Origin of the sequence: Flexibacter flexilis DSM 6793, assembly GCF_900112255.1 — a bacterium.
GTDB classification, from domain to species: Bacteria; Bacteroidota; Bacteroidia; order Cytophagales; family Flexibacteraceae; genus Flexibacter; species Flexibacter flexilis.
In genome coordinates, this window is the sequence record NZ_FOLE01000006.1 from 35,651 (window position 1) to 51,471 (window position 15,821).

11 protein-coding genes are annotated in these 15,821 nt (G+C 45.2%); 5 read left to right on the forward strand and 6 right to left on the reverse strand.

The genetic code is table 11. From position 1 onward, the window contains the following. Positions 1-125: 125 nt before the first annotated feature. The 4 genes from BM090_RS10545 to BM090_RS10560 form a co-directional block, all read right to left on the reverse strand. Entirely contained in the window at positions 126-554 is a 429-nt protein-coding gene (locus BM090_RS10545; protein ID WP_091512202.1) for an FKBP-type peptidyl-prolyl cis-trans isomerase, read from the reverse strand. Between the two features lie 172 nt (positions 555-726). Then, positions 727-2,142: an efflux transporter outer membrane subunit gene (locus BM090_RS10550; protein ID WP_091512205.1), complete on the reverse strand. Its 1,416-nt coding sequence runs from the start codon at positions 2,140-2,142 to the stop codon at positions 727-729. A 30-nt stretch (positions 2,143-2,172) separates the two neighbouring features. Continuing rightward, positions 2,173-5,334: an efflux RND transporter permease subunit gene (locus tag BM090_RS10555; protein WP_091512209.1), complete on the reverse strand. Its 3,162-nt coding sequence runs from the start codon at positions 5,332-5,334 to the stop codon at positions 2,173-2,175. Between the two features lie 3 nt (positions 5,335-5,337). Beyond that, the gene (locus BM090_RS10560; protein WP_091512211.1) at positions 5,338-6,513 is read right to left on the reverse strand and encodes an efflux RND transporter periplasmic adaptor subunit; all 1,176 of its coding nucleotides are present in this window, start codon (positions 6,511-6,513) and stop codon (positions 5,338-5,340) included. Between the two features lie 42 nt (positions 6,514-6,555). On the opposite strand from BM090_RS10560, the gene BM090_RS18390 reads away from it, so the two are divergent. The 4 genes from BM090_RS18390 (at position 6,556) to BM090_RS10575 (ending at position 9,834) form a co-directional block, all read left to right on the forward strand. After that, on the forward strand, positions 6,556-6,702 hold the full coding sequence (locus tag BM090_RS18390) for a hypothetical protein (protein WP_177199907.1): 147 nt from the start codon (positions 6,556-6,558) through the stop codon (positions 6,700-6,702). Positions 6,703-6,838: 136 nt separating this feature from the next. Then, positions 6,839-7,897, forward strand: a complete 1,059-nt coding sequence (locus tag BM090_RS10565; RefSeq protein ID WP_091512213.1) for a sensor histidine kinase — start codon at positions 6,839-6,841, stop codon at positions 7,895-7,897. Next, a complete protein-coding gene (locus BM090_RS10570; RefSeq protein WP_091512216.1) occupies positions 7,894-8,625 on the forward strand; it encodes a LytR/AlgR family response regulator transcription factor in 732 nt (243 codons plus the stop codon). Before BM090_RS10565 ends, BM090_RS10570 begins: the two co-directional genes overlap by 4 nt. A 234-nt stretch (positions 8,626-8,859) precedes the next feature. Further along, positions 8,860-9,834 carry a polysaccharide deacetylase family protein gene (locus tag BM090_RS10575; protein WP_091512219.1) on the forward strand — a complete coding sequence of 325 codons (975 nt, stop codon included), beginning with the start codon at positions 8,860-8,862 and terminating at the stop codon, positions 9,832-9,834. A 72-nt stretch (positions 9,835-9,906) separates the two neighbouring features. Here BM090_RS10575 and aspS read toward each other — a convergent pair whose 3' ends face one another. Continuing rightward, on the reverse strand, positions 9,907-11,694 hold the full coding sequence (gene aspS / locus BM090_RS10580; protein ID WP_091512220.1) for an aspartate--tRNA ligase: 1,788 nt from the start codon (positions 11,692-11,694) through the stop codon (positions 9,907-9,909). A 213-nt stretch (positions 11,695-11,907) separates the two neighbouring features. After that, on the reverse strand, positions 11,908-14,187 hold the full coding sequence (locus tag BM090_RS10585) for a TonB-dependent receptor (protein WP_091512223.1): 2,280 nt from the start codon (positions 14,185-14,187) through the stop codon (positions 11,908-11,910). Positions 14,188-14,434: 247 nt separating this feature from the next. Between BM090_RS10585 and BM090_RS10590 the strand changes: the two genes are divergently transcribed. Continuing rightward, positions 14,435-15,760, forward strand: a complete 1,326-nt coding sequence (locus tag BM090_RS10590; protein WP_091512226.1) for a glycosyltransferase — start codon at positions 14,435-14,437, stop codon at positions 15,758-15,760. Positions 15,761-15,821: the final 61 nt, after the last annotated feature.

Sequence of the window (15,821 nt, forward strand, 5' to 3'; positions counted from 1 at the left end):
TATTGTTTGAAGCTGCAAGCTATACAAAAAAAGCCTGATTTTGAAGGTATTTTTGAGCAAGTAAAACAAAGCGGCGCAGCCCCGTTGGGGCTGCGCCGCACACAATTGAATTATTTCAAAATAAATTATTGACCGATAGCCACTAATTCTATTTCAAAAATAAGGTCTTGGCCTGCCAATGGGTGGTTTGCGTCCAATACCAAAACCTCGTCCGTTACTTGCGCCACTACCACAGGCAAAGGCGAACCGTCAGGCTGTTGCAACATCAATTGCATCCCAACTTCTGGGTTAAGGTCGGCTGGTACTTCGTCCAAACGGAAAGTAATGAACATTTCTTCGCTACGTTGGCCATAGGCCTCATTTGCATCAATTACGGCTTCTTTTTTGTCGCCGATGTTCATGCCATGCACGGCAGCATCAAAACCCGGAATCATTTGTCCGCTTCCCAACTCGAAAGCCAAAGGCTCGCGGCCTTCTGAGCTGTCGAACGTAGAACCATCGCGCAAACGACCTGTATAATGAACCTGTACGAAATCTCCTTTCTTGGCAGTCATCTTAATTTTTTATTTTTTGGTTAGAATAAATTTTTGCAACCAAAGAAAAGATAAAATACTGGAAAAGAGTATTTTATATTATTCGTTGGTTCTGATGGACAAAGGTAAGGAAATATCCAAACCACCAAACATTATACTTATAAAACATTTGTTTGGATACTGCCGCCTATTTTTATTTCCAACCACCGCCCAAAGCTCTGTACAGTTCCACAGTGGCTTGCAACTGCTGCAACTTATCCGAAACGCCGTTGAGCTGCGCGGTAAGCAAATTTTGCTCGGCGGTCAGTACGTCGGTGTAGTTGGTGCTGGACGTGTATTTGAGCAATTCTTTGGTAAAATCCGAAGCCTTTTGCAACGACTCTATTTGCGTTTTGCGCATTTGCTCTTTTTCGATGGCCACCTGATACGAGTACAACGCATTGCTTACTTCTTGGCCTGCCGTGAGCACTGTTTTTTGGAAAGTAAAATACATTTCCTCTTGTGTGGCTTTGGCTTTGCGCAAACGCTGCTTGTTAATTCCCTGATTAAAAATCGGTTGGGTAAGTCCGCCGATGATATTTCCGTAAAATGTATTCGTGAAAAAATTCTGTACGCTATTGGCCGTATTCCAGCCCGCCGTTGCCGAAATGGTCAGGGACGGATAAAAATACGTGCGCGCCATATTGGTCAGCTCAAAGGCATTGCGAAAACCGTGTTCGGCTTGCTGCACGTCTGGGCGGTTGGCCAGCAATTGCGCAGAAACTCCCGTTTTCAGTTCCACACTGATTTGTTGAGCAGCAAAATTACCCCGCAAAATACTATCCGAAGGCAAAGCCAACAAGGTACTCAAGGCATTTTCCGACTCGCGGCGGCTCTGCTTAATCACGGGTATTTGCAACTGTGCCGCGTACAAATTCGCTTCGCTGTTGGCCAAATCCGCTTTGTTCAGTACGCCGTTGGCTTTCAGTACTTTGGCCGTTTCTATTTCTTTTTTCCGAATCGCTACGGTTTCCTCCACAATGCGAAGTTGTTCGTCGTAGGCCAATAATTGATAATAATTCGTGGCGATTTGGGCTACCAATTGCGTCTGAACGGCGCGTTTGTAGGCCTCACTTTGCAAATAGGCCGCCACATACGAACGCTTACTGCTGCGCAATTTGCCCCACACATCCAACTCCCAACTGGCACTGCCAAACAATGCGTAAATGTCATTGGACGGAATGCTCGTAACATTGATACCGTTGGCGCGTGCGTTGGCCGTAGAAGGCTTGGAGTGCGTTACCTGCGCGGTAGCCGACACGGTTGGTAGCAAAGCTAATTTGCTTTGTTGCAGGTTGGCCGAAGCACTGTTCATACGCGTTACGGCAATTTTGAGGTCATAGTTTTGCGCCAAACCTTTCTGAATCAGGTTGCGCAAAGCCTCATCAGCAAAAAGCTGTTGCCAAGGCAAAGCCGCCATGCTGGCCGTATCGGAGGTAGTTTGCCCCCGATACAACTTGCTGGTTTGTTGGTCTTTGAGTGGACTCTCGTATTTGCGCGTAATGCCGCAAGCCGTAATTAACCACGCCCCCAAACCCGTAATGACTATATTTTTGATAAATGGTCTCATGATTTTGATTGAATTTTGCTGCAAATGATTTTAGTCTTCGATGACTTTGGGTGGGCCGCTTACTTTTTCTTGCAAACCTTGGAAAATCACAAACAGAATAGGAATGAAAAATACACCCAACAGCGTACCCGTTAGCATGCCACCAATCGCCCCAACGCCAATGGCAATGTTTCCGTTTGCTCCTGCGCCCGTCGAAAACATGAGCGGCATGAGGCCAAACACAAACGCTAACGAAGTCATCAGAATCGGACGCAAACGCGCTTCCGCTCCTTCGATGGCCGCCTCCAAAAGCGACAACCCATGTACGCGCCGCTGCAAAGCAAACTCGACAATCAGAATGGCATTTTTGGCCAACAAACCAATGAGCATTACCAGCGTGATTTGTACATAAATATTATTGTCCAAACCCCACAGATTCACGAACAAAAACACACCACTCAAACCAATCGGCAAAGAGGCAATCACGGCCAACGGCAACAAATAACTTTCATATTGCGCACTCAACAAGAAATACACAAACACCAAACACAAACCGAAAATATACACCGACTGCGTTCCGCTTTTTTGTTCCTCGCGGCTAATGCCCGAAAACTCATAGCCATAACCCGCAGGCAGCGTTTGCGCGGCTACTTCTTTGATGGCGTTGAGGGCTTCGCCCGAACTGTAGGCGGGGTCTGGCGAACCGTTCACGGCCATAGAGCTAAACAAGTTGAAGCGCGAAATACTTTCGGGGCCATAGACTCTTTTCAGGCTGATAAACTCGGTAATCGGAGCCATATTTTGGCCGTCGTCGGTGCGCACATATATCGAGTTGAGGCCTTCGATGTTGGCCCTGTAATTCGTGTCGGCTTGCACCATTACGCGGTATTGTTTCCCAAACTGATTGAAATTACTCGCATACGATGCTCCATAATATACTTGCATCGTGTTGAGCAAAGAACTAATACTAATGCCAGCTTCCTGACATTTGGCCACATTCACATCCATTTGGTATTGTGGGAAATTGGGGTTGAAAGACGTGGCCGCAAACTGAATTTCGGGGCGTTGATTAAGGGCAGCCAAAAAGTTTTGGGAAACTTTATAAAACTCATCTACTGAGTGGCCGCCCTTGTCTTGCAACTGGAATTCAAAACCGCCACTCATACCAAAGCCCGTAATCGTAGGCAAGGATATAATCATCACACGCGCATCGGTAATGGGTGCAAATTTTTGGCGAAGTTTTTTTACAACGTCTTCATTGGTTACACCTTTGCGGTCGTCCCAATGTTTGAGTTCGAGTATTTCCATCGCGTAAGCACTACCGCTTCCCGCAATAAAGTTTTGACCCACCATGCGCAAAGCGTTATTTACTTCTGGAATGGTTCGGGCAATACTGTCGATGCGGTTGGCCACTTCGGTGGTTCTTTCCATGGAAGTGGCAGGCGGAAGGCTAATGTTGATAAAAAGAGCTCCCATGTCTTCGTTTGGCACAAAGCTCGATGGCGTGGTTTTCATCATATAATAAAACCCGCCACTAAACATGGCAATCGCGGCCACCGTAATCCATTTGCGCACCGCCAAAAAGTTTACAATGCGTTTGTATTTGCCCAAAAGTCCATCATAAGAAGCATTGAACGCCACCCCAAAACGATACATAAAACCTTTGTTGCCTTGAGCGGCGGCGTGTTCGTTGGCGTGTGCGGGTGGTAGCAAAAACAAGGCAGCCAACGCAGGACAAAGCGTAAGTGCATTTACTGCCGAAATAATAATGGCAATGGCAAGCGTAATACCAAATTGTTGGTAGAAAACCCCCGTAGAGCCACCAATAAACGCCACAGGCACGAACACCGCCGACATCACCAACGTAATAGACACGATAGCCGTCGAGATTTCGGACATGGCATCTATGGCCGCTTTGCGCGGAGACGTGTAGCCGCTTTCCAGTTTGGCGTGTACGGCTTCCACCACCACAATCGCATCATCCACCACAATCCCGATGGCCAGCACCAACGCAAACAGCGTGAGCAAATTGATACTAAAACCAAAAACGTAGAGGAAGAAAAACGTACCACAAATCGCCACTGGCACGGAAATCCCGTGAATAATCGTACTACGAAAATCTTGTAAGAAGATGAAAATCACCAAGAACACCAACAAGAAACATTCTATCAGCGTATGAATTACTTTACTAATGGATGCGTCCAAAAACTTGTTTACGTTTACCAAAGTGGCATTATGCAAACCCGTAGGGTAGCTTTGCGATATTTCGTCAAACACCTTTTGCGCTTCTGCAATTACTTCTTGGGCGTTAGCTCCCGCCACCTGATTGACGGCAATGTTTACAGTCGGTTTGCCATTAATCACGGTTTTGGAATTATAACTTTGTGCGCCAAGTTCCACACGTGCCACATCTTTCAGGCGCAACAATTGCCCTTTGCCTACGGATTTGATAATGATGTTTTCAAATTCGGTAACCGACTGCAACTTACCTCTGTATTTGATTACGTACTGAAAACTTTGTCCGCCATTTTCCCCAAATTTCCCTGGTGCAGCCTCAATATTTTGTTGGTCGAGGGCGGCGGTAATGTCTTGCGGCACTAAACCGTACACCGACATTACGTTGGGTTTGAGCCAAATACGCATCGAATAATTGCGCTGACCAAACGCCGACGCATCGCCCACGCCTTTGATGCGTTTCAGGCGCGGAATAATATTGATTTCGGCATAGTTTTGTAGAAAATTCTGGTCGTAAGCGGGGTTATCGCTATAAACCGCCGTGATGAGCAAGTTACTACTCTGTCTTTTGCGCACCGTAACGCCTGCTTTGGTTACTTCTTGCGGCAACAAACTCGTAGCCGTCGAAACGCGGTTCTGGACATTGACCGCCGCCATGTCGGGGTCTGTTCCTACTTCAAAAAATACGCTAATCGTTGCGCCGCCTTCGTTGGTGGCCGTCGAAGTCATGTAGGTCATGCCTTCTACTCCGTTGATTTGCTCTTCCAACGGCACAATAACACTTTTGAGCACCACATCGGCATTTGCTCCCGTATAAGAAGTGGATACTTGCACGGTGGGCGGCGTAATGTCTGGATATTGGGCTACTGGCAACGAAACCATGCCCAAAATACCCAGCAATACGATGATGACAGAAATCACCGTACTGAGTACGGGTCTGTCGATAAAGACTTTTAAAAATGTGCTTCCCTTTTGCATAACTTATCGTTGGGTATGGTAAACAGTCTGCGGACTTACTAACACGGGCTTAATCGCCATGCTATCTTTTAGGTTAATAATGCCACTGACCACCACTTTATCACCTGCATTAAGTCCTTGATTTACAATAAAAAATTGGCCGTCGTTGGTCGGTGTCGTCTTGATGGCGCGGCTCACTACCTTGTTGTCTTGGGTGAGTACATACACCAAGCGTTTGTCTTGCAACTCATACGTGGCATTTTGAGGAATAGACAAAGCATTCGTTTCATTGCGCGGCACACGTACCGAAGCACTCGCCCCACTTTGCAACAAATTTTCGGGGTTGGGGAAAGTGGCACGCAGGTTAGAAGAACCCGTCGCGGTGGTAAGCAAGCCGCTTGCCGTTTCTACTTTGCCCGTTTGGTCGTATAGCGAACCATCGGCCAACACGAGTTGCACGGCTGGCAGTTGTTTGAGTTTTTCCTGAAGCGTGCGGCCTTTGTAAGTGCGACTAAAGTCTAACAATTGCTTTTCGTTGAGGGCAAAATACGCGTACATACTTTTGTCGGCGGCCAACGTAGTAAGCGGATTGGCCGATGAGCCACTGACCAAACTTCCTTTTTTGTATGGAATAGTGCCTATCACGCCATCGGCGGGACTGCTTACCAACGTATAACCCATATTGGCGCGAGCGTTGGCCAACGTGGCTTGGGCTTGGGCTAAAGTCGCTTTGCGGGCTTCGAGAGTGTATTCTGCCGACTCCAATTCAAACTGACTCACAATTTCTTTTTCTACCAAAGCCTTTGCCTTCGTTACGGCGATTTCGGCGGTTTTGATGTCGGCTTGGGCCGTTTTGATACCTGCTTCCGCACTCCGTAACTCTTGGGCGTATTGCGGGCTGCTAATACGGAAAAGTTTTTGACCACGACGAACACTTGCCCCTTCATCCACGTACAATTCTTCCAAATAGCCTTCTATTTTCGGACGAATTTCTATGACCTCTTGCCCCTGCAATTGCGCGGGATAATCCGTGTAAACGCTTACCGTTTGCGGGCTTAGTGGCAATACATTGTATTCTTGAATGGCAGCCGCCCCCATCGGAGGCATTTGTCCTTGTTTGCCTTTGCAGCCTCCGAGCATAGCGGCAATACCGATGGCACACATAGAGGCGGAGCTTAGTATTCTGATTGTACGTGTCATATACGATGCGTTGTTTCTTTTATTCACGTACAAAAAAAAGAAATGAATCTTTCCGAAAATAAAGCAATAGACAGAGTAAAAAAGGCAGCCGACAAATTCCATTTTACAACCGACCAACCCCCACATTTCTATCTACGAATGCCATTTGAGGGCTTGGTCGGTCAAAAAGTACTGTTCATAGATTCTTAGGGCGGGTTGAAAGATTGTATTGTGCAACATACGCGCCAGCAGACTAAACTTGTAAGGCTTTTTCGTAATATTGATTTAAAACCCTATGGCTATGCCCCTCATTTTACGATAAAGCACACCTAAAAACATTTGTCTCATGCAAAATTCTTTATCATTTAATCCATACCTCAATTTTCTGTTACACCTGCTCGGCTGGTCGCTGTTGGGTTTTATGATATTGCTCTACATTCCGCTGAGTTGGGATGTAAAACTTCCGTATGAGTTTTGGGCGTGGCAAACCCTGAACCTGTTTGTCATGGTCGCGCTGTTTTATGGAAACGCCAAAATCATTGTTCCGCAAACTATTTTCAAAGGAAAATTCAGCCTTTTTGTGGGCTGGATAATCGCCGTGCTGGTTCTTACGCAACTGCTTTCTTACGTCTATCATTCTTATACGGGGCTGCACGCCAAAATGGCCACAGTACTTTATTTCAAAGCCAAAAAAGCAACCAATTTCAACCAATTTGTTTTTACGGCGATGCTTTTGGTGCTGGCTTTAAGCACGAGTTGGGCGATGCTTCAGCATTGGCAGCGCACCGCCAACTACCGCCAACAACTCGAACACGACAAGACCATGACCGAATTGGCTTTGCTCAAAACCCAAATCAATCCGCACTTTTTCTTTAACTCCCTCAACAGCATTTACGCACTCACGTACCTAAACGTCGAGGATTCGCGCCAAGCCTTGCACACGCTCAGCCGCATGATGCGTTATTTGCTTTACAGCACCGAAGACGAAAATACAACCTTGTTCAAAGAGGTGAATTTCCTCAAAGATTACATTGCTCTCATGCGCCTGCGCTCCACCGACAAACTCAAAATCAATACGTTTATTCACGAAAACCTGCAAGATATGCCCATCGCGCCGATGTTGCTTTTGCCTTTCGTGGAAAACGCCTTCAAACATGGGGTCAATGCTACCCAAACTTCCAGTATCGATATACAACTCTATCAGCGAAATGAAAAACTTCATTTTGAGGTAGTTAATTCTATTTTTGTAGAAAATAACAACAACTCCGAAACCGCCGAAGGAGGCATAGGCCTTACCAACACGCGCCGCCGCTTGCAACTGCTTTACCCGAACAGACACGAGTTGGCCGCAGGTACAAACCACGCGGGCAAATACGAAGTTTCACTACAACTTGATTTAGTATGATGCGCCTCAAATGTATAGCCATCGACGACGAACCGCTGGCACTCAAACTCGTTGAGACCTTTGTCCAACAAACGCCTTTTTTGGAATTGGTCGGTACTTGCGACAGTGCCGTCAATGCCATGAATTTATTGCAAGAGCAACCCGCCGATTTGCTTTTTCTGGACATCAATATGCCCAATTTTAGCGGCATGGAGCTGGCACGCTGGATGCACCAACAAAACACACCCATGCCCAAAATCATCTTTACCACCGCCTACAACCATTTTGCCATAGAGGGTTATAAAGTAAATGCAGTGGATTATTTGCTCAAACCCTTCAATTACGAGGAGTTTCTCCGCGCCGCCGCCAACGCCCTGCAACTCACGCAAGCCGCCGCCTCTTCCGTTCCCAACACGCAACCCGAAGACGACTATATTTTCATTAAGGTAGAATACCAATGGGTGCGCATCAACTACAAAGACATTCTTTTTATAGAAGGGCTAAAAGATTACGTCCGCATTCACCTCAACACCCCCGAAAAAGCGATTTTGTCGCTTACCTCGCTCAAACAACTGGAAGAACGCTTGCCCACGACTAAGTTTTTGCGCGTGCATCGTTCGTTTATTGTGTCGCTGGACAGCATCACGGCCATCAGTAAAAATTCTTTGTTTGTGGGAAAAGATGAAATCGTGGTGGGCGAACAATACCGCGAGGCCTTCAAAGCCATTATGCAAAAATGGTTGATATAAACACAGATCCGCACGGCGGTGTGTATCTTTTACTATTTGCAACAAACAATTAGGCTATTGCATCGAACAATCTATCATTTGTAATGAACAATTAGGCTATTGCATCGAACAATCTACTATTTGAAACAAACAATTAGGTTATTGCAACGAACAATCTTTCATTTGTAAAGGAACGTACGTGCTGTTAGCTGTATCCTCTATCCAAATATTCAATATCTTTCGCCTAAAATCTTTATGAAAAAGTGGAATTTGCTCCTTATTGGGCTGTTGATTTATGGCCAAAGCCTTACGGCTCAGACATTGCTGAGTAATTATGTCAAATATTTCGGGACGGCCACTTACGCCACCAAACAACTAATTCTCACGCGCCAATTTCAGCGCAACGACAGCCTTTTTTATGTCTGCATCAACCCCCAAAACATTGATACATACATTCTCCCAGCCCAACAATTAACCAACCAACAAGCCTCCACATGGCCGCTATTAGTACAAACCTTCAAACAAAGCGCGTATATCCAAGCCATTGAAGCCGCCTACAACAACGCGAAGATGTTGCAAGATGCGGGCGTAAAACACGGCGACCAACAAGACAAAGGCATTTCGCTTACCATAGATTTGTGTCCTTCGCACAAGCCATTAGACCGCGTGATTTTTTCTTCTCTCATCAATGAGTTTAAAAATATACAAAAACCTGTTCCCGTAGCCCTTTCGCTTACGGGACGCTTTTTGCTCACGCACAGCGAAGACATCGCGTGGCTCAAAAATTTGGAAAAAATGGGAGATATCAACATCACGTGGATAAACCACACCTATAATCATCGGTGCAGCCCAAACATTCCTTTGCGCGAAAACTTTTTGTTAGAACCCAACACCGACGTAAATTTTGAAATATTAGGTACAGAAGTCGCCATGATTCAGGCGGGTTTGTTGCCGTCGGCTTTTTTCCGATTCCCTGGGCTGGTTTCCGACCAAAAGGTTTTGGATAAAGTGATTTCTTACGGATTAATTCCAGTGGGTAGTGACGCGTGGTTAGCCAAAGGCCAAGCCATTCACAACGGCAGCATCGTGCTCATACACGGCAACGGTAACGAACCCGTAGGCGTAAAGGATTTTATCAAATTGCTTCAAACCGAAAAAAAGAAAGTACTTCAAAAGCAATGGCTTCTGTACGATTTGCGCCAAAATCTGGAACAGGAATTTGAACAATAAACCACGTAACCAAAAGAGCACGTCCAATCGCTTGAACGTGCTCTTTTGGTATTATAAAATCGTAGTTGCAACTTAGGCCACTGGCAATTTTACGGCGATGGCCAATTCGTTGAGTTGTTGCTCTGCGATTGGCGAAGGCGTATCTATCATCACGTCGCGGCCTGCGTTGTTTTTTGGGAAGGCGATAAAGTCGCGGATAGAATCCGAACCGCCAAACAACGAACACAAACGGTCGAAACCAAACGCAATACCACCGTGTGGCGGCGCACCGTACTCGAAGGCTTCCATCAAGAAACCAAACTGTTTGCGTGCTTCCTCTGGCGTAAAACCCAAACGGTCAAACATCAACTCTTGTACTTTGCGGTCGTGAATACGAATAGAACCGCCGCCCACTTCTACGCCATTGATTACCAAATCGTAAGCGTTGGCACGAATCGCGCCTGGGTCAGTTTCCAAGAACTGCATATCTTCAGGCTTAGGCGAGGTGAACGGGTGGTGCATGGCAAACCAACGGTTTTCGTCTTCGTTCCATTCCAACAACGGGAAGTCCAACACCCACAACACCGCATATTTATTTTTGTCGCGAAGGCCTAAACGGTTGCCCATTTCCAAACGCAATTCGTTGAGTTGCTTGCGTGCTTTGTCGGTTTCGCCCGAAAGAACGAGCATCAAATCGCCAGGTTCTGCGCCCATGCGTTCTGCCCATGCTTTCAAGTCGGCTTCGCTATAAAATTTATCTACCGAAGATTTTAATGTTCCGTCTGCACCATAACGCACATAAATCAAGCCTTTTGCGCCGATTTGCGGACGTTTCACAAAGTCGGTTAGTTCGTCGAGTTGCTTGCGTGTGTATTCGGCACAACCTTTGGCACAAATACCCACCACAATTTGCGCATCTTCAAACACTTGAAAGTTTTTGCCCGAAACCAAATCGCTCAATTCTTGGCCATAACGCACAGGCGATTTTAGCTCTACGAATTTCATTTCAAAACGCAAATCTGGTTTGTCCGAACCGTAAAACTTCATGGCATAATCGTAAGAAATGCGTTGAACACTTTCTAAATCAATGCCTTTGATTTGTTTGAATAAATGGCGTGTAAGTCCTTCAAACGTATTTAAAATGTCTTCTTGTGTAATGAAAGACATTTCGCAGTCTATTTGTGTAAATTCTGGTTGGCGGTCGGCGCGTAAATCTTCGTCGCGGAAACATTTCACGATTTGGAAATAACGGTCGAAGCCCGACACCATCAACAATTGTTTGAAAGTTTGGGGCGACTGTGGCAAAGCGTAAAATTCCCCTGCTTGCATACGGCTCGGCACAACAAAATCGCGTGCGCCTTCTGGCGTAGATTTGATAAGTACAGGCGTTTCTACTTCCAAAAAGTTTTGGCTGTCCAAGTAGCTGCGCACGGCTTGCGCCATTTTGTGACGAAGCTCAAGGTTACGACGTACCACACCACGACGCAAATCTAAGTATCTGTATTTCATGCGAATATCGTCGCCGCCGTCTGTCTCGTCTTCGATAAGGAAAGGGGGCAATTTGGCAGGATTCAGCACATTGATTTCTTGTGCTTGTATCTCGATATGGCCTGTCGGAATTTTGTCGTTTTTGGAAGCGCGTTCCACTACTTTACCCGAAACCGCTACCACAAACTCGCGTCCAAGTTGGCGAGCCGCCTCCACGATGGGAGTAGGTGTGTAGCTTTCATCTAAAATAATTTGAGTAATCCCGTAGCGGTCGCGTAAGTCTATCCAAATCAAGCCGCCTTTGTCGCGTATTTTCTGAACCCAACCACAAAGCGTAACGGACTGGCCGATATGTTCGGGGCGCAACTGGCCGCAAGTATGAGTGCGTAGCATCGAATGTATGTATTTTTTGTTAGAATAAAAGTAACTGAAAATGTGAGCTTTGGAAGTTTGAATTTAGTTTCCAAAGGGCTGCAAATATAATAAAATCCTGAAGAAAGTTTAATGTTGAATTGCTTTCTAAAACAGAGATTTTTGGCCAACAAAAAAGCGCAGACACCCGAAAGTATCTGCGCTCAATAGGATAGCATTTAAAAGCTGTTGTTTTTAGAACGTAAAGTTCGCGCCAATGGCTGGCAAAATCGGCAATTGGTTTTTGCGCGAATAGCTTACGCGGTCAAAATAGAACAAATTTTTGCGGTCGTACACGTTGGTAATGCTGGCCACAACTTCTAAGTTAGTATTTTTCGAGAACTCAAATTTCTTTTTGGCCGAAACGTCTAAGCGATGATAATACGGCAAACGGCCTTTGTTGAAATCGGCCATCGTACCATAATAAATACCTAAGTTGCCATTGCTTGTACCAATATTGGTATTGATACCGTCTGGCATACTTTGGTTTTCATAGTAGGCTTGTGTTTGGGTGAAGGGGAAGCCCGAACCGAAATTCCAGCGTACATCAAACTCCAAATCTTTTTTGCGGCCAGTGGTGTACGAAGCCAACAAGTTGATGTTGTGGCGGCGGTCAAAGTTCGGATTGTAGGTTACGTTACCAAAAGTTCTATCCACTTTGGCATAGGAGTAAGCACCTTGAAAATAAAACCTATCGTAGTCGTATTTTACCATTACGTCTATACCACGCGCTTTACTTTTTTCCATGATAAAGTCAGGATCAGAGGTATAAAGTTTGTTGCGGTTTACGTTGATATATTGGTTAAAATCTTTGATATAAGGCTCAATATCAACGGTTAAGTTTTCATTCAAGTCAATTTCTACACCACCAATAAGATGTCTGGCCAACTGCAAATTTTTGTTGATGGTATTGCCGTTGCCGTCCACCACAGTAGTCGGAGAGGAGATGAAGCCATAGAACAAATTCACTACGTCGCGGTCAGATTGTGCCGAAAATAAGTTTTGGCTATACAAACCTGTGGCTGCTTTCAAGCGAATTTTATCCGTGAAATTATACTTCACACCCAAGCGCGGTTCTGGCGAAATCGTATTAAGCGATGAATAATATTGTACACGGAAACCCATGTCTATTACATAGCGTGTCTTTACGAAGCGATACTTGGCATAGCCAAACATTTCGGTATTGTATTCGGTATCCAAGCCCGTAAGTGTTGTGTTATTTCCCAACACCCCGAAACCATACTTCATCTCACTGCGGTCAATGAAATACGAAAAATCAAGGCCGCCATTAAAACCACCAACCGTACTTTCGCGCGTGAGCGCACCTGTTTGTTTTACTTTGTATTGAGAATAAGCAAAATTACCGCTGATAAGCGTAGAAGTACCTGGAGGTAAAAGGATAAAGTTTGTACCGCCTCCCGATGAGTTCCAGTTGTAGTCAGCATTGTTTCCCAAAGATGATTTATCCGTGAAATTGAATCCAAACAAACTGATTTTGCTACCATTGCCTGCGGCAAAAGTCGTTTTTCCGTAAATATCTGTAAATCCGAAAGGCAAGCCTTCGTTTTTGTCGCCTGCGTAAGGGTAAAGAGCTTTAGAGCTTTTATCTAAATAAGAAGTACGGGCACTGAGCACAAAAGAAGAGCTTCCGCCTTCTTCGGTGGCATTGTCTTTCGCTTTTACAATCGGGCCTTCGAGCATCAACTTAGCTGTAAAGGGGTTGAGCGACGCTTTTCCGCCAAAACGCTTTTTGTTACCGTCGTTGGTGCGCACGTCCATTACGGCAGAAGCTCTTCCGCCATAGTCTGCGCCAAAACCGCCAGTATAAATGTCGGCGTTTTTGATAATGTCTGTATCAAAAACCGAAAACAAACCAATGGAATGGAAAGGATTGTAGATAACCATACCGTCAAGTAGTACCAAATTTTGCACGGGCGAGCCGCCTCGAATATACAATTGGCCACCTTGGTCACCCGTCGAAACTACACCAGGGAGCGTTTGGAGGTATTGTGCCAGGTCAGGCTCTGCGCCAACTGATGGCAAAATCTTGATTTCGCGCGGTGTAACTTTGGTTACAGAAGTATTAATAGTAGTCTGACGCGCTTGTTTTTGCTTGTTTACGACTACTTCTACGGCAGTAAGCTCTTTGATGTGCTCTTTGATACGGAGTTTTTTTGTCAAAATCTCACCAGCTTTAAGCGTAATGGGAATTTGGACAGTATCATAATTTAATGCAGTAGCCATGAGCACATAGTTTCCCGCAGGAATTTTATTGATAGAATAAAAGCCGTTTACGTCGGTAGTTGCGCCATAACGTGTGCCTTTCAGATACACATTAGTAAAAAGAATTGGCTCTTCGCTGGCTGCGTCGAGCAAAAAGCCGCGTACTTCAGCATTTTGAGCAGATAATGTTTGGCCAAACATTATCATCGCTACTAAGCCGAAGCCAAGCAATCGTAGTTTTTGAATCAACATTGTAAATGAGAAGGTGTTAGTAAATAAACTTAGCTACAAAGTTAACCAAAAAATATAAATGTTATTTTAATCTGCGCATTTTAAAACGTTGCAAGAATACTCAAATAATAAAAATAGATTAAAAAAGAAGTGGTTGGTTAGCTATATTTTGTATTTTATAAATATTTTTTGAAAATAGCGCAGTTCGGCTATCTTTGGAGAATCAAATTTTTGGTTAATACAATCTCCTACTAACCTTCCGATTGCTATGCAGCAGACAAACCCGTTACGCGTTTTAATGTTGGGTTGGGAATATCCGCCCATTGTGGCTGGAGGTTTGGGTATGGCGTGTTATGGCCTTACCAAAGCCTTGAGCCAGTACGTACACATTACCCTAATTCTGCCGCGCAAAGAAATTGTAATGCCTACCCCTTCTCACGTAGATATTATTGGGCTTAATACTATTGGGCTTGCGCCTGAAGCTACGCCAACAAATCCTATTTGTTACGAAGAAATTACTCAAGAAGTATATTATGCTGCTGCCCCCGACGACCTGAATCCGTATCCCGTAAGTATTGGTTACACGGAAATAGTACAGCCCGAAGCACTGCCTTTCACCGACTTTTCGCAGGTACGTGCGCTTTACAATACACCCGAACCTTACGGAGCCAACATTATGGAGAAAGTCGCCACTTATACAGAAATCGTTACGCAGTTGGCCGCAGACAAGCAGTTTGACGTGATACACGCCCACGACTGGATTACTTATCCCGCCGCTATGCAGATACACGAGGCAACAGGCAAGCCCTTATTTTTGCACGTACATTCTTTAGAAACCGACCGCATCGGCACGCAAGCCAAATACGAGTACGGCCTTAATGCCGTTTATGACATCGAACGCCAAGCCATGCACAAAGCGACGCTTATATTTCCTGTCAGCAATTACACAAAACAATGCGCTATGGCACATTATGACGTTCCTACTGACAAATTTCGTGTGGTTTATAACGGCATAGATGCGCACACATTCCCTACTCGAAGCGGCAATAATCATTCTACCAAAGAAAAAACAGTGCTGTTTTTGGGGCGAATTACTTACCAGAAAGGCCCTGTTTTCATGGCAGAAACCGCGATGAAAGTATTACAAAAATACCAAAATGTGCGGTTTGTGGTGGCGGGTATCGGCGACAAATTAGACGAGTTAAAACAAATCACGGAAACTTGTGGTATCGCCGACCGCTTTGTTTTTACGGGTTTTTTACCCAAAGAAAAAGTAGCCGAAGTCTTGGCCGAAACCGATGTATATTTTATGCCGTCTGTTTCTGAGCCGTTTGGGTTGTCGGCACTGGAAGCCGTGCAAGCAGGCATTCCAAGTGTACTTTCGCGGCAGTCGGGCGTGGCCGAAGTATTGCCGCATACGCTCCAAGCAGATTATTCGGATACCGACCGTTTCGCCAACTATATTTATGCGTTGCTCAACTATGGCGCATTGCGTATGGAATTGTCTAGAGCTTCTGCCGCTGATGCCAACCAATTAAGTTGGAAACGTGCCGCGTATAATGTGTTACGGGCTTATGCAGAAGTATTGAGTTGAAATTGGTAATATTATATTTATTTCAAAAATCAACAAGTTGTGAATGTGATTTTTGATTATT

What these genes read in the sequence shown, in the direction of transcription:
- BM090_RS10550 (WP_091512205.1), bottom strand. Translation starts at nt 2,142, where the DNA reads ATGAGACCATTTATCAAAAATATAGTCATTACGGGTTTGGGGGCGTGG.
- BM090_RS10585 (WP_091512223.1), bottom strand. Translation starts at nt 14,187, where the DNA reads ATGTTGATTCAAAAACTACGATTGCTTGGCTTCGGCTTAGTAGCGATG.
- BM090_RS10560 (WP_091512211.1), bottom strand. Translation starts at nt 6,513, where the DNA reads ATGACACGTACAATCAGAATACTAAGCTCCGCCTCTATGTGTGCCATC.
- BM090_RS10575 (WP_091512219.1), top strand. Translation starts at nt 8,860, where the DNA reads ATGAAAAAGTGGAATTTGCTCCTTATTGGGCTGTTGATTTATGGCCAA.
- BM090_RS10570 (WP_091512216.1), top strand. Translation starts at nt 7,894, where the DNA reads ATGATGCGCCTCAAATGTATAGCCATCGACGACGAACCGCTGGCACTC.
- aspS (WP_091512220.1), bottom strand. Translation starts at nt 11,694, where the DNA reads ATGCTACGCACTCATACTTGCGGCCAGTTGCGCCCCGAACATATCGGC.
- BM090_RS10565 (WP_091512213.1), top strand. Translation starts at nt 6,839, where the DNA reads ATGCAAAATTCTTTATCATTTAATCCATACCTCAATTTTCTGTTACAC.
- BM090_RS18390 (WP_177199907.1), top strand. Translation starts at nt 6,556, where the DNA reads ATGAATCTTTCCGAAAATAAAGCAATAGACAGAGTAAAAAAGGCAGCC.
- BM090_RS10555 (WP_091512209.1), bottom strand. Translation starts at nt 5,334, where the DNA reads ATGCAAAAGGGAAGCACATTTTTAAAAGTCTTTATCGACAGACCCGTA.
- BM090_RS10590 (WP_091512226.1), top strand. Translation starts at nt 14,435, where the DNA reads ATGCAGCAGACAAACCCGTTACGCGTTTTAATGTTGGGTTGGGAATAT.
- BM090_RS10545 (WP_091512202.1), bottom strand. Translation starts at nt 554, where the DNA reads ATGACTGCCAAGAAAGGAGATTTCGTACAGGTTCATTATACAGGTCGT.